The sequence below is a fragment of the Thioclava sp. ISO4 genome (assembly GCF_058105145.1).
Window position 1 is genome coordinate 1,498,364 of sequence record NZ_CM176571.1, and the last position, 17,636, is coordinate 1,515,999.

At 65.4% G+C, this 17,636-nt stretch carries 15 protein-coding genes; 5 read left to right on the forward strand and 10 right to left on the reverse strand.

Features of this window, described 5'->3' with window-relative positions:
* Positions 1 to 145 precede the first annotated feature (145 nt).
* On the forward strand, positions 146 to 1,594 hold the full coding sequence (locus AC2TZ7_RS07595; protein ID WP_489866465.1) for an alpha,alpha-trehalose-phosphate synthase (UDP-forming): 1,449 nt from the start codon (positions 146 to 148) through the stop codon (positions 1,592 to 1,594).
* A 1-nt stretch (position 1,595) separates the two neighbouring features.
* Positions 1,596 to 2,102 (forward strand): hypothetical protein, encoded by a 507-nt coding sequence (locus AC2TZ7_RS07600; RefSeq protein ID WP_489866466.1) that lies wholly within the window; start codon positions 1,596 to 1,598, stop codon positions 2,100 to 2,102.
* Positions 2,103 to 2,248: 146 nt separating this feature from the next.
* On the opposite strand, the gene AC2TZ7_RS07605 is transcribed toward AC2TZ7_RS07600, so the two are convergent.
* The 10 genes from AC2TZ7_RS07605 to AC2TZ7_RS07650 form a co-directional block, all read right to left on the reverse strand.
* Entirely contained in the window at positions 2,249 to 2,737 is a 489-nt protein-coding gene (locus AC2TZ7_RS07605) for a fasciclin domain-containing protein (protein ID WP_098410227.1), read from the reverse strand.
* A 148-nt stretch (positions 2,738 to 2,885) separates the two neighbouring features.
* Positions 2,886 to 3,437, reverse strand: a complete 552-nt coding sequence (locus tag AC2TZ7_RS07610) for a nucleotidyltransferase family protein (RefSeq protein ID WP_489866467.1) — start codon at positions 3,435 to 3,437, stop codon at positions 2,886 to 2,888.
* A gap of 24 nt (positions 3,438 to 3,461) precedes the next feature.
* Positions 3,462 to 4,379 (reverse strand): XdhC family protein, encoded by a 918-nt coding sequence (locus AC2TZ7_RS07615; protein WP_489866468.1) that lies wholly within the window; start codon positions 4,377 to 4,379, stop codon positions 3,462 to 3,464.
* Positions 4,369 to 6,564 carry a xanthine dehydrogenase family protein molybdopterin-binding subunit gene (locus AC2TZ7_RS07620; protein ID WP_489866469.1) on the reverse strand — a complete coding sequence of 732 codons (2,196 nt, stop codon included), beginning with the start codon at positions 6,562 to 6,564 and terminating at the stop codon, positions 4,369 to 4,371. The genes AC2TZ7_RS07615 and AC2TZ7_RS07620 overlap by 11 nt, the downstream gene beginning before the upstream one ends.
* Positions 6,561 to 7,583 carry an FAD binding domain-containing protein gene (locus AC2TZ7_RS07625; RefSeq protein ID WP_489866470.1) on the reverse strand — a complete coding sequence of 341 codons (1,023 nt, stop codon included), beginning with the start codon at positions 7,581 to 7,583 and terminating at the stop codon, positions 6,561 to 6,563. Before AC2TZ7_RS07625 ends, AC2TZ7_RS07620 begins: the two co-directional genes overlap by 4 nt.
* Complete coding sequence (locus tag AC2TZ7_RS07630) at positions 7,580 to 8,092, reverse strand: 2Fe-2S iron-sulfur cluster-binding protein (protein ID WP_489866471.1); 513 nt, start codon at positions 8,090 to 8,092, stop codon at positions 7,580 to 7,582. Before AC2TZ7_RS07630 ends, AC2TZ7_RS07625 begins: the two co-directional genes overlap by 4 nt.
* Positions 8,093 to 8,300: 208 nt before the next feature.
* Positions 8,301 to 10,487, reverse strand: a complete 2,187-nt coding sequence (locus AC2TZ7_RS07635; RefSeq protein ID WP_489866472.1) for a pyrroloquinoline quinone-dependent dehydrogenase — start codon at positions 10,485 to 10,487, stop codon at positions 8,301 to 8,303.
* On the reverse strand, positions 10,484 to 10,855 hold the full coding sequence (locus AC2TZ7_RS07640; RefSeq protein WP_489866473.1) for a hypothetical protein: 372 nt from the start codon (positions 10,853 to 10,855) through the stop codon (positions 10,484 to 10,486). Before AC2TZ7_RS07640 ends, AC2TZ7_RS07635 begins: the two co-directional genes overlap by 4 nt.
* A gap of 197 nt (positions 10,856 to 11,052) precedes the next feature.
* The gene (locus tag AC2TZ7_RS07645; RefSeq protein WP_489866474.1) at positions 11,053 to 12,072 is read right to left on the reverse strand and encodes an aldo/keto reductase; all 1,020 of its coding nucleotides are present in this window, start codon (positions 12,070 to 12,072) and stop codon (positions 11,053 to 11,055) included.
* Between the two features lie 164 nt (positions 12,073 to 12,236).
* Positions 12,237 to 13,679 carry an MFS transporter gene (locus AC2TZ7_RS07650; RefSeq protein ID WP_098410236.1) on the reverse strand — a complete coding sequence of 481 codons (1,443 nt, stop codon included), beginning with the start codon at positions 13,677 to 13,679 and terminating at the stop codon, positions 12,237 to 12,239.
* Positions 13,680 to 14,138: 459 nt separating this feature from the next.
* Here AC2TZ7_RS07650 and AC2TZ7_RS07655 point away from each other — a divergent pair, with 459 nt between their 5' ends.
* From AC2TZ7_RS07655 to AC2TZ7_RS07665, 3 genes are all read left to right on the forward strand, one after another.
* Positions 14,139 to 15,722 (forward strand): peptide ABC transporter substrate-binding protein, encoded by a 1,584-nt coding sequence (locus tag AC2TZ7_RS07655; RefSeq protein ID WP_489866795.1) that lies wholly within the window; start codon positions 14,139 to 14,141, stop codon positions 15,720 to 15,722.
* Positions 15,723 to 15,787: 65 nt separating this feature from the next.
* Complete coding sequence (oppB, locus tag AC2TZ7_RS07660) at positions 15,788 to 16,711, forward strand: oligopeptide ABC transporter permease OppB (protein WP_098410237.1); 924 nt, start codon at positions 15,788 to 15,790, stop codon at positions 16,709 to 16,711.
* A gap of 1 nt (position 16,712) precedes the next feature.
* Positions 16,713 to 17,636 (forward strand): ABC transporter permease, encoded by a 924-nt coding sequence (locus AC2TZ7_RS07665; protein WP_098410238.1) that lies wholly within the window; start codon positions 16,713 to 16,715, stop codon positions 17,634 to 17,636.

Here is a 17,636-nt window from a genome sequence, read left to right on the forward strand (position 1 = left end):
GTTAAAGATATGAACTTTTTTCGCCTGAAGGGCTGATTTCGCCCTCGGACAGAGGAACTGCCGGGCCCGAGGAGACGTTGCCCGGTCGAAATATCCCAACAGGGACAAACGCATTCAGCCGCCCAATCCGGAGGTCTCTCTTATCATGTCCGCCCGCCTCATCGTCGTGTCCAACCGTATCCCGTCCGAGGCGACGCCCTCGGGCGGGCTCGTGGTGGCGCTGCATGAGGCGCTGCGTGAGAAAGGCGGCATCTGGATCGGGGCGCATCCCGAAACGGGCCCCGAAGAGCCCACCCTCATCGATATGGGCGGGACGCAATATGACAAGCTCGCCTTCCGCCTGACCGAGGCGGATCGCGCGGCTTATTATCTCGGTTTCGCCAATTCCGTGCTCTGGCCGATCGCGCATCACCGCACCGATCTGGTCGAGATCAATCGCAGCTTCGATGAAGGTTACCTGCGCGTGAACCGCCGGATCGCCGAGCAGATGGCCGAGGTGATCTCGCCCGAGGATCACATCTGGATTCACGACTACCATTTCTTCCCGCTGGCCGAGGAGCTGCGCAGGTTGGGCGTGACCAACCGCATCGGCTTCTTCCTGCATATTCCTTTTCCCAACATCACCGATCTCGACGTGTTGCCCGACCCGCCCGCCTTCGCGCGCTGGCTGGCGCATTACGACCTGGTCGGCCTGCAGACGCGGGCCGACGTGGCGCGATGCCTCGAGATGTTCCGCGCCGATCCACGGGCAGAAATGCTGCCCAACGGCGCGATCAAATTCGGCGCGCAGGAGGTGTCCGTCCGGTCTTTCCCGATTGGCATTTCAGCTGAGAGCTTCGCCCGGGCGGCGCAGGACTGCGCGCCGCCGCCCGCGCACGAATTGTTCGGAGACGCCTATGTGATCGGCGTCGACCGGCTCGACTACTCCAAGGGGTTGCCGCAGCGCTTCCGGGCGTTCGAGCGGTATCTGGAGACCTACGACACCGGGCCGCGCGCCTCGCTGGTGCAGATCGCGCCGCCGTCGCGCGAAAGCGTGCAGGCCTATCAGGAGATCACCGCCGACCTGCAGCAGATCGCGGGTCAGGTGAACGGGCGTTTCGGTGAGGTCCATTGGGCGCCGATGCGCTTCCTGCACCGCCCGGTGCCACGCGACGAGATCGCGGGGCTGCTGCGCGGCGCACGCGCGGCGCTGGTGACGCCGCTTGCCGACGGGATGAACCTCGTGGCGAAGGAATATGTCGCAGCGCAGGATCCGGACGATCCGGGCGTGCTGGTGCTGTCGCGCTTCGCGGGCGCTGCCGAGGACATGACCGAGGCGCTGCTGGTCAATCCGCATGACGTCGACGAGACCGCAACCGCGATCCGCCGCGCTCTGAGAATGCCGCTGGAGGAACGCCGCGCGCGCCACGCCGCCTGCATGGAAGTGGTCCACGCGACCGATACCGGCGCCTGGGCGAGGAGCTTCCTCGATCAGCTCGCCGCCTGCACACCCGCTTTGCGCATTACCGGACGCGCCGCCGAATGGCTGCGCGGCGAAGAGGGCCGGGAATTCGACCCCGCCGCGTATCGCTCTACTTCAAAGGAGGAGGCCTGATATGACTATGATGTCACGAAATATGGAGACGACCGCGTCGGAGGAGGGCGCGCTCGTTCTGATGCTCCATCCCGACGATTGCGATCTCGAGTGCCATGGGGCGTTCGCGGAGGCGCTCAAGCACGACCGCTCGCACATCGTTTGCCTGTCCCAGGAAGGCGGCGGGCGCGGTGCGTTGGTCGCCCGGCTGGGTGCTTGCGGCGCGACGCCGATCTGTGCGTCTTTCCTGACCTATGAAGATGAAGCGCTCTTTGATCCCGAGGAACAAGGCGCCATCGCGCATGTGCTGTCCTACATCATGCAGGCGCATGCTTTGACCCGCATCTTCGTGCCCAAGCATGACTGCGATCAGGCGTGTCACGCCGCGATCGAGGCGATCTCGCAGAACCTGTCGCGGATTACCGGAGCGCCGGTCACTCATGCCGATGACGAGCCGGCGGATAGCGAGATGGTCGCGGGTGGCGGCAATCCGGGCGGGAGCGGCACCTTGCTGAGCGCCCACGCCTGACCGGCCCCGATCCGGGACCCCCGCGGACCCTCCTAAAAAGAAACCGCCCGCGCATCCGAAGCTGCGCGAACGGCCCGGGAGCGGTCTGCCGAGAGGGGGACCTTCCGGCAAACCTCCCCGTCACTTGGGGCTTTTACTTAAGCCCGTCACTTGGGCATGATCACCTTGTCGATCACGTGGATCACGCCATTGCTGGCTTCGATATCGGCCTGGGTCACGCTGGCATCATCGACCATCACGGCGGGGTCGGTTTTCACCGTGACTTCCGAGCCCTGCACGGTCGCGGCCATCATCCCATCGCTCAGATCGCCGGACATCACTTTGCCGGGCACCACGTGATAGGTGAGGATCGACGTCAGCGTGTCCTTGTTCTCGGGTTTGAGCAGGTCGTCGACGGTGCCTTCGGGCAGGGCTGCAAAGGCCTCGTCGGTGGGGGCGAAGACGGTGAAGGGGCCTTCGCCCTTGAGCGTCTCGACCAAACCGGCGGCCTGCACGGCGGCCACGAGCGTCTCGAAGCTGCCTGCGTTCACGGCGGTGTCGACGATATCCATTCCGCCATGATTGTCGGCATAGGCGGGGGCGGAAACGAGCGCGGTACCGGCGAGGACTGCGGCCATGAAGGTTCTTCTCAGCATTCTCTTTCTCCCTGTGTTGGATCGTGGGTAGATCCCGTGGTGGATCATGCAGGGAATACGGGAGATGCAGCGATATGGATCACGTGGTGGTCGCGATTTTACACTGAGGCGTGAGGTGGTGTGAGTGCGCAGGTCCCGCGCCTCGCGCCTATAGCGGGGCTTTGCGAAGATCGTCGGGCCGGTCGATATCGTGGAGCGTGCCGGGCGGCAGCGGGACCCGTCGCAGGTCGGGGGCGCGGCGCAGCAACGTCCCGGCGCCCCGGTCGCCCGTCAGGCGCAAAGCCGCAGCGAACAGCCTGCGCGGGATCAGCGCCGGCGGCGCGAGGCGACCGTCTGAAGTGGCCATCGCCGGATGGGGACCGGGTGTCTTGAGAAGCTGGCGCAGATGCGCGCGAGAGACTTCGGGCATATCGCCGAGAACGATCAGCAGGTGGCTCGCGCCACTGGCTTGAGCGGCGCGGATCGCGCGGTGCAGGCTCGCGCTCTGGGCGCGACCCGCTCCGATGCAGAGAAGGTCGAGCCCCGCGCCGCGGAGCTCTCTTGGCAGCCGGGGAGTGCGGGTGATCGCCGAGCGTTTATAAAGTCCGAGGCCACGGAGCGTCTTGGCCGCGCGCAGCACAAGCGCGGCGTCTCCGTCCGCGCGCGCGGCCAGCTTGTCACGGGCGCCGAAGCGCCGCGACGCGCCCGCCGCCAGGACCACGCCTATGATCTTGCGCGCCAAATCTCAGACCCGCGCCAGTTGCAGGACTTCGGCCAGCACAGAAACTGCTAGCAGCCGCGGCTCGCGTGCCTGTTCGATCAGACCGACCGGGCCGCGCAGCCGCGAAATCGCGGCCTCCGAGAGCCCCTTGCGCCGCAGCGCCACCGCGCGCTGACGCGCCGTGCGGCGGCTGCCCTGCGCGCCGATGAAGAAGGCGTCGCTTTCCAGAAGCTGGGCGAGGATCGGGATTTCCCGATCGTGATCGTGGAAGAACAACAGCGCCGCCATGCGCGGGTCGGGCGTGATGTCTCCAAGCGGATTGCTGCGCCGGAATGCGTGGCTCGTCACGCCGGGCAGGCTCGCCGGCTCGGGCATGATGAGATCGGCCTGATAGCCTGCGCCAGCGGCGAGCTGCGCAAAGGTCTCGGCCTCGACCCCGGTGCCGAAGATCACGAAACGCGGCTCGGGCACGAGGTGCAGGCTCAGATCGGTTTCGGGTTGGGGCTCGAGCGTCACGGTGCCCTGCGTGCCCGAGAGGTGCAGCGACAGCGGCATCCGACCGTCAATCGCTTCGGCCATGCGCTCCTGATCGGCCACGGGCGGGGCCGGGATCACCGTGATGTCGAGCGCCCCGCCACAGGGCAGCACGAGGTCGATGAAGGGCGAGCCCTCGCCATAGCGCAGATGCCGCGTGCAGCCGTCCTGCGCGACCTTGTTCAGGTGGTGTTCGATATCGGCATCGATGCAGCCCGCCGAGAGATGGCCGCGAATGTCGCCCCGATCGTCGAGGCTCATCGCAGCACCGAGGGGGCGATAGCCCGCCCCCTCGATCCGCGTAAGAATGGCCAGCGCGGCGAGCCGTCCCGGCGCGGGCAGTGGCATTTCCGCCATGCCCAACCGGGTCTCGACACGCGCACGCTGGCGAAGTGGACTACCGTCCATTGGCAAACCCCTTGAGAACTTTGTCGGGCGTGGCCGGATAGTCGTATAGCCGCACGCCCGTCGCATTGTGGATTGCGTTGATCACCGCGGCCCCTGCGCCCGAGATGCCCAGCTCGCCCACGCCTTTGGATTGGATCGGGTTGGCTTCGTCATCGCGCTCGGGCAGGAACACCACCTCCATCTCGCGCGGAATATCCGCGTGGGCCGGGACGTGGTAACTCGCCAGATCGCGGGTGACGATATGGCCGGTGCGCGGATCGTGGCCAAGCTCTTCGTGCAGAGCCGAGCCGACGCCCCAGACCATGCCGCCGACGGCCTGGCTGCGCGCGGTCTTCTCGTTGAGCACGCGCCCGATGCCGAGCACGCCGAGCATCCGGCGCACCCGCACCTCGCCCGACACTTCGTTGACCGCGACTTCGGCGAAATGGGCGCCGTAGCCAGCCGAGAAGTGGCTCTTGGCCGTCTGGCCGCGTTCGATCTTGCACTCGGCGCTGATCGGATCGCTCAGCAGATCGACCAGTTTCGCGGTCTTGCCGCCGCCCGAGACCTCGCCATTGCCAAGGCTCAACTCTTCAAGCTTGCAGCCGTGCTTGTCGGCAAGCTCCTGACGGATCTTGCGCGCAGCGAGGAAGACCGAAGACCCCGACGACGACGCCCCGAAGGAGCCGCCCGACCCGGAAGCCCCCGGCAGGTCGCTATCGGCCAGATGGACCGAAACCTTGTCGATCGGCAGGCCCAGCATCTCGCCCGCGATCTGGCCGAGGATGGCGTAGCTGCCGGTGCCGATATCGGTCATGTCGGTCTCGACCAGCGCACCGTCCGCGCTGAGCGTCACGCGCGCCGCCGACGGCACGAGGAAGTTCGACCGCCCCGCAGCCGCGACGCCCATGCCGATCAGCCATTCGCCTTCGCGACGCGTTCCGGTGTCCGGGCGCTGATCCCAGCCAAAGCGTTTCGCGCCTTCGCGCAGGCTGTCTTCCAGCGCGCGGGCCGAATAGGCCTGACCGGTATCGGGGTGCTTCTCGGGGATGTTGCGCAGGCGCAGTTCAACCGGGCAGAGACCCAGCTTCTCGGCCAGCTCATCCATCGCGGTTTCCAGCGCGAAAGTGCCGACCGCCTCGCCCGGCGCGCGGACCGAGCCCGAGGGCGTGCGGTGGTTGCGCGAGATATGCTGGCGCATGACCCGGTTGGGCGCGCCATACATGAAGCGGGTCGCGGCGTTGACCGGCTCGGCGAAGCCTTCGCCTTCAAGATTGGACACACGATCCTCGTGGCCGATCCCGGTCAGCTTGCCGTCCTTGTCGGCGGCGAGGCGCAGGCGCTGCCACGTCTCGGTGCGGCGCAGCATGGCATCGAAGACGGTCTGACGGCTCAGCACGACGCGCACCGGACGGTCGAGTTCGCGCGCGGCGATCGCGGCCCCGACATGCTCGGCGGAAATGCCCAGCTTGGAGCCGAACCCGCCGCCCACATAGGGCGCGAGGATATGGACCTTGTCGGATTCCACGCCCACCGCATCGGCCAGCTCTTCCTTGTTGAATCGGATCATTTGTAGCGAGCCATGTAGAACGAGGCGACCGTCTTTCCACTCGGCGATACCCGCATGCGGCTCCATCGCCGCAGCGACATGACCTGCGGTGGTATATTCGAGATCGACCGATTGCGCGGCCTTCTCCATCGCGGCGTCGAGGTCGCCCTGAATGGTTTCGCGCTTCTCGTTCAGCTCAAGCTCCACGCCCGCGGGATCGACCGGCGCGCCGGGGTTCTGCTCGTAGCTGATCTTGATCCGGGCGGCGGCGTCGCGGGCGGTCTCGAAGCTTTCGGCCACGACGAGCCCGATCGGCTGGCCGTGATAATCGACGTGGTCGCCGGGCCGCACGGGCGCGGCGCCCGCCATGCCCTGTGCCGGGTTGCGCACGAATTCCGGGCCGTGGAACAGACCCAGATAGCCGGGCAGCTTCTTCGCCTCCGTCTCATCAAAGCCGGTGACCTTGCCGCGCGTGATCGTGGCGCGCAGCATCACGCCATGCACCATGCCTTCGGGCGCGAATTCGGCCGCATAGGTCGCGGTGCCGGTCACTTTCAACTTGCCCTCGGGGCGATCGAGCGGCGCGCCCACCAGACCCTGTTTGGTTTCGTCGAGCAGCCGCGGCTGCGCTTCATTCATCGTGAACGTGTCGCTCATGCCAGCGCCTCCACCTTGTCCGTTCCGGTCGAGGCCGGGGCCATGCCCGTCGCCTCGCGCATCACCGCGATCAGCGCGCGGCGGGTCATTTCGCGTTTGAAATCGTTGCCCTGATCGGTGACCGCTTCGGCCAGAAGCGTATCGGCGGCTTTGCCGAACAGCGCCTCCGACGGGGTCTCGCCCTTGAGCATCGCATTGACCTGCGCATCCGCCCAGGGGCGCGGCCCGATGCCGCCGAACGCAAGCGAGGCCTGCTTGATCGTGTCGCCCTCCATCTCGACCACGGCGGCGACCGAGACCAGCGCGAAGGCATAGGATGCCCGGTCGCGGATCTTGCGGTAGCTTTGCGTGGCGTCCGGCTGCGGGGAAGGGAGGATTACGGCGGTGATGATCTCGCCCGACTTCAGGCAGGTCTCGATCTCGGGTGTCTCGCCGGGCAGTTGATAGAGCTCGTCCATCGCCACGGTGCGGGTTGCTCCATCGGTGCCGCGGATTTCCACCTGCGCATCGAGCGCGCGCATCGCCACCGCCATATCGGAAGGGTGCGCGGCACTGCAGGCGGCCGAGGTGCCCAGGATCGCGAGCATGCGGCTGATACCGCCCTTGGCGGCACAGCCCGCGCCGGGGTCGCGCTTGTTGCAGGCCATCGCCGGGTCGTAGAAATAGGGGCAGCGCGTGCGTTGCAGCAGGTTGCCGCCCGTGGTCGCCTTGTTGCGGATCTGGCCCGAGGCACCGGCCAGCAGCGCGCGCGACAGCACCGGATAGGCGCGGCGCACCTGCGGATCGGCGGCGAGATCGGCATTGCGCACCAGCGCCCCGATCTTCAGCCCGCCCCCATACGGCTCGATCTTGTCCAGCCCGTCGATAGTGTTGATGTCGATGACCGTCTCGGGGGTCATCACCTGCAGCTTCATCAGGTCCAGCAGGTTGGTGCCGCCCGCGATGAACTGCGCGGTCTCGCCCGCCTTGGAGGCCGCGTCATCGAGCCCGCTTGCGCGAAGATAGTCGAAAGGTCTCATTGCTTATCCTCCGCTTCGGCCGCGCGCGAGATGGCCTCGCGGATGAAAGGATAGGCCGAGCAGCGGCAGAGGTTGCCGCTCATCCGCTCGGCGATTTCGGCGTCGCTCAATTCGGATTTGCCGGTGAGGCTGTCGCTGACATGGCTGGGCGCGCCTTCGGCGGCCTCGGCGAGCATCCCCGTCGCCGACATGATCTGCCCCGGCGTGCAATAGCCGCATTGATAGCCGTCGCAGGAGACGAATTCCTGCTGAAGCGGGTTCAGGTTGTCGGGCGTGCCGAGCCCTTCGATAGTGGTGATCTCGGAGCCTTCATGCATCACCGCGAGGCTGAGGCAGGAATTTACCCGCCGCCCGTCGACGAGCACCGTGCAGGCGCCGCATTGGCCATGATCGCAGCCCTTTTTCGAGCCGGTGAGTTGGAGATGGTCGCGCAGCGCGTCGAGCAGCGTCACGCGCGGATCGAGGTCGAGCGCGCGGGCCTCGCCATTGACGTGAAATGAAACCTTCATGGTGTCCCCCTTATCCGGAATTCAGGTTTGGCGCAGCCGTCTGGGGAGGCGGGCGTTCAAACCAGCTTAATGGGGAACACCGCGCACGCGGAACAGTTCCTGTGAGAAAACCCTCACGTTGCGGTGAGGGCGTAGCGGACGCGGTGTGCGTCAGGGGGCGGGGGCGCGGTTTTTGCCACGCCGCCCGCGCTGTGTTTTCGCGCCGCGATCAGTTCTCCGGCAGCGCGTAGACGGCCACCATATCGCCCACGGTGGGCTTCAGGATCGAGTTGCCGCCCGAGATGAAGGCCACGTATTCGCGTCCCTTATACTCGTAGATTGCCGGGTTCGCGACGACCGGAGCTTCGAGCTGCGAGGACCACAGTTCCTTGCCGGTCTGGATGTCATAGGCGCGCGCCTTGGCATCCATCGTCGCGCCGATGAAGATCAGCCCCGACTTGGTCACCGCGGGACCACCGATCGTGGGCGAGCCCATGCTCTCGGGCATGAAGAACCCGTATTTCTGCGAGCTGCCCAGCGGCTTGCGCCATTTCACGTCGCCGGTATGCATGTCGATCGCGACCAGCTCGCCGAAGGGCGGCTTCCAGCACGGCATCCCGAGCGAGTTCAGCGCATTGCCGAGGCTCATGCCGTAGGGCGCGCCTTTCTGCGGGTAGAAGCCGTTCTCGTTGCCCGAGCCACCGGCGTTCTGCTCGTAGTCCTGACGCTCCCAGAGCTTGATGTATTGCACGATGTGGCTCGTGTTCACGACCGCGATTTGCGCGTCGGGATCGAAGGCCACGCCGCCCCATTGCACGCCGCCCGCACTGTCGGGATAGGCCAGCGTGCCTTCGCCCTTGGTGGTCGGCGGGGTGTACATCCCCTCATAGGTGAGGTTGTCGAACAGCTTCGAGCAGGCCCCGCCCGAGACGAGATCGGCGATGCCCCAGACCTCGGGCTTCTTCGACTGGTCGAGAAGCGGCGCGGGTTTGGTCGGGAAGGGCTGGGTCTTGGCATAGACCTCGCCTTTCACCGTGCCGTCGCCTTGCGGGACGGGACGTTCCTCGATCGGCCAGACATCCTCGCCGGTCTCGCGGTTCACGACGAACAGGAAGCCCATCTTCGTGCCCTGCATCAGCGCCGGGATTTCCTTGCCGTCGACGGTGATGTCCATCAGCGTCGGCGCGGAGTTGATGTCATAGTCCCAGATGTCGTGATGCACCCATTGGCGCGACCAGACGACCTTGCCCGTGTCGAGATCGAGCGCGGTGGTCGAGGTGGCATAGGGGATCTGCTCGGTCCGATTGCCGCCCCAGTAGTTCGGCGAGGGCGAGGCCACCGGCAGATAGACCATGTTCAGGCCCGGATCGACGGACATCGCGGTCCAGACATTCGCGGTGCCGGTCTTGCGACGGATATTCTCGGGCAGGGTCTCGAAGGACCATTGCAGCTCCCCGGTCTGCGCATCGACCGAGAAGACCGCGCCCGGAGGGGCTTCGGCCGACTCCCAGTCCTGACCGGCCCAGCCGAGGATCAGGTGATTGCCTGCAACCGTCGGCGGCTGCAGCACGGAAAGCGGGAAGCTGTCATTGACCGTGTTCCATTTGTCCACGTTCAGCACGCCATCATCGCCGAAATCGGTGCAGGGCTTGCCGGTATCGGCGTCGAGCGCGAAGAGCTGCGCATCCATCGTGCCGATATAGACGATCTTCTGGCACACCTTGCCCGCGACCGGGTTCTCGGCCTGCCAATAGGCGACGCCACGGTTCTTCAGCGCGGGCTGGGTCAGCGCCTCGAGTTTGGATTTCGTGTCGAAGGCCCATTTCTGCTCGCCCGTGGCCGGGTCGAGCGCCAGCACGCGGTAGAAGGGCGTGCCGATATAGAGCGTGTCATTGGCAAAGATCGGCGTGGCCGACCAGACGGTGGCGGGCTTGTCGCCCGAGCCATCCGAGACGTCGCCGGTATGGACCTGCCAGACCTTTTCCAGATCGCCCACATTGTCCGGGTTGATCTGGGTCAGGGGCGAATATTTCTGTGCGGAAAGCTGGCCGTGGAAGCTGTTCCAGACGGGCTGCTCGGGCACCAGCGGGGTGCCGTTACGCTCACGCGGACCGCTGGCGAGCATCGGTTGGGCCACGCTCTCGGCGACCGGCTTGGGCTGATCGGCATTGGCGTCGGGGCCGGGCGGCGTGGCCTCGTTGGCCGCTGGATTGTCGGTCTGCTGATCGGTGCCGCTCTGGCTGTCCGACTGGGTGCCGGTGTCGCTCGTGCTGCCGGTGTCAGTCGAGCTGCTGTCGGTAGAGGTCGCGGTGCCGCTGTCGGTTGCGGTGCTGTCGGTCGCGGTCGTGTCCTGCGCGTAGCCGGCGGCAGCAAAGAAGGCGAGGGCGAAGGCGAGCGAGACGGTCTTGCGGTTCATGCGTAGGCTCCTTTCGAACGCGCGCCCCGGCTCGAGGCGATGTCGTAGATGAGGCCGATCAGCACGACGCTCATCGCCGCGATCAGCCACCATTCATGCAGGAAATAGGCGGCCGCTGCGGTGCCCAGCAGGCCGAGCGCGACGAGGACGCGCAGGATCGTGCGGATCGCGCCCGGTTCGGTCAGCTGGATCGCGACCCCTGCGAGGGCGATCAACACGGAGGAGGCGATCACCAACCCGGCACCGAATGTGCCGGTCACGCCGGTCAGGGGGGTGACGAAATTCCAGATCGCGATGGCGGCGCCGATCAACGCCCCCAGAACAATCAGGATGCTGCGTGGCCGTGATGCTGAGCGGGAATGTGCCAAAGGAACTCTCCTTGGTAAGTGCTTTCCCGCTCAACGCGCTCTGTGTCTTTCGAGGTCCATGAAAAAGTGAACCGATTTGAGGCCGCTGCGTAGTGGCGCATCGACTTCGGCCCCGGTCGCAGACATGAAAAGGCGCGCCAGGGCAGGGTTGGCCAAGCCAACACCCGCCCGGGCGCGCCGATCGGTTCACTGCGTGTTCAGCGCTGGCGGTAGCCGCCCTGACGCTCCAGCATCCAGCCCGGATATTCGGCGGGCAGGGCGCTGACCTTGTCGAGGGTTTCCAGCTCTTCCGCGTCGAGGGTGATCCCGGTCGCGGCGATATTGTCGGTCAGCTGGTCCTTGCGCTTCGCACCGACGATGACGCTGGTGACGACCTCCTGATGCAGAAGCCATGCCAGCGCGATCTGCGCCACGCTCGCGTCGCGCTTCTCGGCCATCGGGCGCATCGCGTCGATCACGTCATGGGCGCGGTCCTTCTCGACCGGCGGGAAGTCGAAATTGGCGCGCCGTCCGTCGGAGCCCTTGCCGTCGCGGTCGTATTTGCCGGACAGCAGACCGCCCGCCAGCGGGCTCCAGACCATCAGGCCCATGTCGGTGTCGCGCAGCATCGGCACGACTTCGCGCTCCAGATCGCGCCCGGCGATGGTGTAATAGGCCTGCAGCGAGAGGATCGGGGCGAGCTTGCGCGCCTCGGCGATGCCCACCGCCTTCATCACCTGCCACGCGGCCCAGTTCGACAGGCCGATATAACGGACATGACCGTGCTGCACGAGCGTGGTCAGCGCCTCCAGCGTCTCCGAGATCGGCGTCATCGGGTCGAAGCCGTGGATCTGGTAGAGGTCGATATGGTCGAGCTGCAGCCGCTCGAGGCTCTGCTTGCACTGCTCCATGATGTGATAGCGCGAGGCGCCGCGCTGGTTGATGCCCTCGCCCATCGGGCCGAGCACCTTGGTCGCGATCACCACCTCGTCGCGCGCGATGCCGAGATTGCGCAGGCTCTGGCCGAGGATGCGCTCGCTCTCGCCGCCCGCATAGACATTCGCGGTGTCGATGAAGTTGATGCCCGCATCCACCGCGGTTTTCACAAGGCCGTCGGCATCGTCCTGACGCAGCTGGCCGATCTGGCCCCACATGCCTTCCGAGCCGCCGAAGGTCATCGTGCCTAGGCAAAGTTCCGAGACGAGGAGGCCGCTGGGGCCGAGAGGTCTGTAACGCATGGATCGCTCCTTTCGCATCTGTCGGGGCCAGGTTCGGACGGCCCCTCTGGTCTGGGTAGATGGGGCGCGCGGCGCGCGTGGCGAGTGTCGCGTGACATGTGCGGTGCACGATCGTGTCATCGTGTGAGACAGGGACGGGAACGGCGCGGGGATGCGCCGCCCGCTCAGTCTTCGGTGCGCTCGATCTTCATCGGCGTGAACCACGGTGTGAGGATCACCACGCTCGCGATGACCATTGCGTAGCCGATCGCCGACATCATCGCGCTGCGATAGGCCTCGTGGTCGCCCGGCTCCGCGCCGCCCAGCATGCCGAAAAAGATCCCGCCCATGATTGCGATGCCGAAGGAGATGCCGACCTGCCGGATCGCCTGCACCGCGCCCGAGGCCGAGCCGCTGTCGTTGCTATCCGCCGCCGAGAGCGAGACCTGAAACAGCGGCGAGACGGTGTTGCCCAAGCCAAAGCCGCCAAAGAAGAACCACGGCGCCATGCGCCACCAGCTGATCGCGTCGCCCATTGTCCAGATCGCCCAGAGCTGCCCCGCGAAGCCCGTCGCGATGAGAATGCCGCCGCCCATCACGCGCCAGCGGACCCAGCGCGACCCGAACCAGCCCGTCGTGGCCGAAGCCAGCAGCACGCCCAGCGGGAAGGGCGTCGTCGTCAGCCCCGATTGCAGGGGCGTGAGCCCGTAACCCGCCTGAAGATAAAGCGCCATGGTGAAGAAATAGCTCGGTACCGCGGTGAATAGCGCCGCGTTCAGAAGGCTGCCCGACAGGAACGAGCCCGAGCGCAGCAGCCGCATCGGCAGAAGCTGGGGGGCGTTGCGTTCTTCCTGATGCCGTTGCCAGCGAATGAAGACCCAGCCGAGGATCGGCGCCGCGATCACCATCGGATACATCCAGACCTGCCAGCCGATCGACGGGGCCTCGACCAGCGGGAACAGAAGCGCCAGCGTCGCCACGGCCGCGATCGCGATGCCCACCTTGTCGATTCCCAGCTTGCGATTGCCCTGACCCTTGGGCACCAGCATCAACGCCGCGATGAAGGCCGCGATGCCCAGCGGAATGTTCACGAGGAAGATCGGACGCCAGCCCAGCCCGTAGATATCGGCGGTCAGCAGCAGCCCGCCCACGATCGGCCCGGCGACCGAGGCCAGCCCCGCCGTCAGCGCGAACAGGCCGAAGGCCGCGCCGCGTTGCTCTGGTGGGAACAGGCGCGGCACCAGCGCCAGCGTCTGCGGCGTCATGATCGCGGCGCCCACGCCCTGCACGATGCGCGCGGTGACCAGCGTCCCGATCCCCGGCGCGATGCCGCAGACCAGCGAGGCGGCGGTGAACAGCGCGATGCCCGACACGAACAGCTTGCGCCGGCCCAGAAGGTCGCCCATCCGTCCCGCCGGCAGCAGCAGGATCGCGAAGGAGAAGGTGTAGCCCGCGACGATCCACTCGATCAGGTTCGGCGGGGCCGCCAGCTCGTTCTTCATCGAGGGCAGGGCGACATTGACGATCGTGATGTCGATCAGGTTCATGAAATTCGCCAGCAGGAGCACGGCTGCAGCCGCCCAGCGGCGTGCGGGCGAAAGTGGGGTCTTCTGGTCGGTCTCGGCCATTCGGGGTCCGTTCTGTCGGGGCTGTAACGCCAAGGGTAGCTAGCCGGGGGGCGGGGTTGGTCAATAGCACGCCCGAAGGCGAGCCCGCGCGGCACAGCCTGCAGATGTGTCAAAATACATAGAAAGAAAGGCGCGCAAACGGATGTGTCGCGGGCGGAGAGATTCGGTCACGGAGGGCCGGGAGAGAGCCTTGGCTCACGCGACGGAGCTTGGCGTTCGTTGCAAAATTCTAGGGCGCCACGCAAGTTTCAGAAAGATTTCGCCGAGGTCGAGAAATGCGCTCTCACATGGGTGTGAGCACCGTGACGTCAGACTTGCGCCGCGCCCCGATCATGCCCTTGATGCCCCATCAACGAAAAATCGGGGCCCCGCGCTCGCCTCTGCGTTGCGCGCGATCGGACCCCGGAAAACTGGAGGTATCCCTTGAAGTCGATTGCCGCGATTTCCGCTTTTGCCCTGATGCTGGGCAGCGCCGCACCCGTTCTCGCTCAGTCGAGCAAAGTGCCCGAAGGCACCAAGCTCGCCGCTGACCAGACCTTCACCTACTGGATGCAGGACGATCTCAAGACGCTCGATCCCGATCTGAGCACCTCGAAGGACGGCAACGACGTTCTTCAGCAGATGTTCGAAGGTCTCTACCAGCAGGACGATCACGGTAATCTCGTGCCCGCGCTCGCCACGAGCTACGAGGTGTCCGACGACAAGAAGACCTACACGTTCCACCTGCGTAACGAGAAGTGGTCGAACGGCGATCCCGTCACCGCGCAGGACTTCGTCTATGCATGGCGTCGTCTCGCCGATCCGGCGACCGCCTCGCAATACTCGTGGTATATCGAGCTGATGCAGGTGAAGAACGCCCATGACGTGATCGCGGGCGACAAGAAGCCGAGCGAGCTGGGCGTGAAAGCGCTCGACGACCACACGCTGCAGGTGACGCTCGACAGCGCGATCCCCTATTTCCGCCAGATGCTCGTGCTGTCCTCGACCTTCCCGGTGCCGCAGAAGGTCGTCGAGGAATACGGTTCCGACTGGACCAAGCCCGAGAACATGGTCGTCAACGGTCCCTACAAGCTGAAAAGCTGGAAGATCGGCAACTCGATCGAGCTGACGAAGAACGACGCCTATTACGACGCCGCGAACGTCACGCTGACCGATCTGAAGTTCATCCCGATGCAGGATAACGACCAGGCGCTGACGCGCTACGAGGCGGGCGAGCTGGACTTCGTGCAGACCCCGGCCGGTCAATATCCGCGCCTGAAGAAGGAATACCCGGATGCGGCCCACGCGCCGCCGCGCTCCTGTGTCTATGCCTACCGCTTCAACGTCGGCCCGAACGGCCCCGAGGCGCTCAAGGACGTGAAGGTCCGCAAGGCGCTGTCCTATGCGATCAACCGCGACATCATCGTCGACAAGATCCTCAAGGGCGGCCAGAAACCGGCCTACACCTGGACCCACTGGGCGACCGCGAACTTCAAGGCGCCGGACGTCGCTTACGCCGACATGACGCAGCAGGAGCGGATGGACAAAGCCAAGGAGCTTCTGAAGGAAGCCGGCTACGGTCCCGATCACCCGCTGAACCTGCGGATCATGTACAACACCTCGGCCGACCACAAGAAAATCGCGATTGCGGTGCAGCAGTTCTGGAAGCAGCTCGGCGTGAAGTCGACCCTCGAGAACTACGAGTGGAAGGTCTATCTCGACAAGCTCAACGGTCAGCATGATTTCGACGTGGCGCGTACCGCATGGTGTGCCGACTACAACGAGGCATCGACCTATCTCGACGTGAATACCTCGTGGTCGGATCAGAACTCGGGTCAGTGGAAGAACGCCGATTACGACAAGCTGATGAAGGACTCGAAGACGGCGGCCGATCCGCAGGCGGACTACACCAAGGCCGAAAAGATCCTCGCCGAGGACATGCCGCTGGCGCCGATCTACGCCTACTCGCTGCCGATGCTGCTGAACCCGCAGATCAAGGGCTACCCGTTCGATAACGTCCAGCTGAACTGGTACGCGAAGAACATGTACAAGGTCGCGAAGTAAGCCGGCTGAAACGATAACGGGCGGGCCGCGCAATCGGCCCGCCCGACCTATTTCGGGACATTCTTATGATCGTCTACATTCTCAAGCGTCTCGCCATCGCGATTCCGACGCTTCTGGTGCTCATCATCGCGAGCTTCTTGCTGATGCACACGGCGCCCGGCGGGCCGTTCACCTCCGAACGTGCCGTGCCGCCCGAGGTGCTCGCCAATCTCAACGCGAAATACGGGCTCGACCAGCCGCTATGGAAGCAGATCGCGACCTATCTGTGGAACGTGGTCGCCCATTTCGATTTCGGGCCTTCGTTCTCGTATAAGGACCGCTCGGTGAACGACATCATCGCGCAGGGCTTCCCGGTCACGCTGACCTATGGCTTCCTCAGCTTCATCGCCGCCGTTCTGGTCGGCGTCACCCTTGGCGTGACCGCGGCGATCAAGCGCAACTCGTGGCTCGACTATCTCGCCGTGGGCATCTCCATCGGCGCGCAGGTGCTGCCGAACTTCGTGATGGCGCCGATCCTCGTGCTGGTCTTCACGCTGAGCCTGCACTGGCTGCCCGGCGGCGGCTGGAGCTTCGACGACCCGCGCTTCTGGATCATGCCGGTGATCGCGCTCTCGACCTCCTACATGGCGTCGATCGCGCGGATCACGCGCTCGTCCATGCTGGAGACGCTGAGCTCGAACCACATCCGCACCGCGCGGGCCAAGGGCCTGCCGAAGCGCAAGATCATCATGCGCCACGCGCTGAAACCCGCGTTGCTGCCGGTGATCTCCTATCTCGGTCCGGCGTTTGTCTCGATGATTACCGGCTCGGTGATCGTGGACGTGTATTTCACCACCGGTGGGATCGGCAAAAGCTTCGTGGATAGCGCGCTCAACCGCGACTACGCGGTGATGATGGGGATCACGATCCTGCTGGGCACGCTGACCATCCTGTTCAACCTTGTCGTCGATATCGTCTACGGATGGATCGACCCGAAAATCCGGTACTGACATGGTCATAGATGAATCCAAGATGACCTCGCTCGCCGAGGCAACGAGCCGCGAAGACGTGGCGGGCCGCTCGCTCTGGGCGGATGCGCGCCGGCGGTTCTTTAACAACAAGGCCGCGATCTTCGGGCTGGGGCTTCTGGCCTTCGTCGTGGCCTTTGCGCTGTTCGGCAACCTGCTCGCAGCGTGGAACAATTCCGACATCGATTACAACGTGATGGGCGATGCGACGGCCTCCGCGCCGTCCTTCGCCAACGGCCACTATTTCGGCGCCGACGATCTGGGCCGCGACCTGTTCGCGCGCACCGTGCAGGGCACGCAGATCTCGCTGCTGGTGGGCGTAATCGGCACGCTGATCGCGGTCTCCGTGGGCACGGTCTACGGTGCGATCTCGGGCTATTTCGGGGGCCGCGTCGACGGCTTCATGATGCGCCTCGTCGATATCCTTCTGGCGATCCCCTACATGTTCGTGCTGATCCTGCTGCTGGTCATGTATGGCCGCTCGATCGGGATGCTGTTCGTGGGCGTCGGGCTGATATCCTGGCTGGAGATGGCGCGGATCGTGCGGGGGCAGACACTGACCCTGAAGAACCGCGATTACGTGGAGGCCGCGCGCGCCATCGGGGTGCCTGCGCCGACGATCATCCGCCGTCACATCCTGCCCAACCTCGTGGGCGTGGTGGTGGTCTTCGCGACGCTTCTGGTGCCGCTGATGATCCTGACGGAGAGCTTCATCTCCTTCCTCGGGCTCGGCGTGCAAGAGCCGCAGACCTCGCTGGGGGCGCTGATCTCGGAAGGAGCGGGGACGATGAGCTACGGCACGCTGTGGCAGCTGGCCTTCCCGCTGTTCTTCTTCGTCACCACCCTGTTCGGTTTCTATTTCGTAGGGGACGGGCTGCGTGACGCGCTCGACCCGAAGGAGCGCTGA

Bases quoted from the DNA above. Each gene is read 5' to 3' on its own strand.
- AC2TZ7_RS07595 (WP_489866465.1), top strand. From the start codon at position 146: ATGTCCGCCCGCCTCATCGTCGTGTCCAACCGTATCCCGTCCGAGGCG.
- AC2TZ7_RS07600 (WP_489866466.1), top strand. From the start codon at position 1,596: ATGACTATGATGTCACGAAATATGGAGACGACCGCGTCGGAGGAGGGC.
- AC2TZ7_RS07605 (WP_098410227.1), bottom strand. From the start codon at position 2,737: ATGCTGAGAAGAACCTTCATGGCCGCAGTCCTCGCCGGTACCGCGCTC.
- AC2TZ7_RS07615 (WP_489866468.1), bottom strand. From the start codon at position 4,379: ATGGACGGTAGTCCACTTCGCCAGCGTGCGCGTGTCGAGACCCGGTTG.
- AC2TZ7_RS07620 (WP_489866469.1), bottom strand. From the start codon at position 6,564: ATGAGCGACACGTTCACGATGAATGAAGCGCAGCCGCGGCTGCTCGAC.
- AC2TZ7_RS07625 (WP_489866470.1), bottom strand. From the start codon at position 7,583: ATGAGACCTTTCGACTATCTTCGCGCAAGCGGGCTCGATGACGCGGCC.
- AC2TZ7_RS07630 (WP_489866471.1), bottom strand. From the start codon at position 8,092: ATGAAGGTTTCATTTCACGTCAATGGCGAGGCCCGCGCGCTCGACCTC.
- AC2TZ7_RS07635 (WP_489866472.1), bottom strand. From the start codon at position 10,487: ATGAACCGCAAGACCGTCTCGCTCGCCTTCGCCCTCGCCTTCTTTGCT.
- AC2TZ7_RS07645 (WP_489866474.1), bottom strand. From the start codon at position 12,072: ATGCGTTACAGACCTCTCGGCCCCAGCGGCCTCCTCGTCTCGGAACTT.
- AC2TZ7_RS07650 (WP_098410236.1), bottom strand. From the start codon at position 13,679: ATGGCCGAGACCGACCAGAAGACCCCACTTTCGCCCGCACGCCGCTGG.
- AC2TZ7_RS07655 (WP_489866795.1), top strand. From the start codon at position 14,139: ATGCTGGGCAGCGCCGCACCCGTTCTCGCTCAGTCGAGCAAAGTGCCC.
- oppB (WP_098410237.1), top strand. From the start codon at position 15,788: ATGATCGTCTACATTCTCAAGCGTCTCGCCATCGCGATTCCGACGCTT.
- AC2TZ7_RS07665 (WP_098410238.1), top strand. From the start codon at position 16,713: ATGGTCATAGATGAATCCAAGATGACCTCGCTCGCCGAGGCAACGAGC.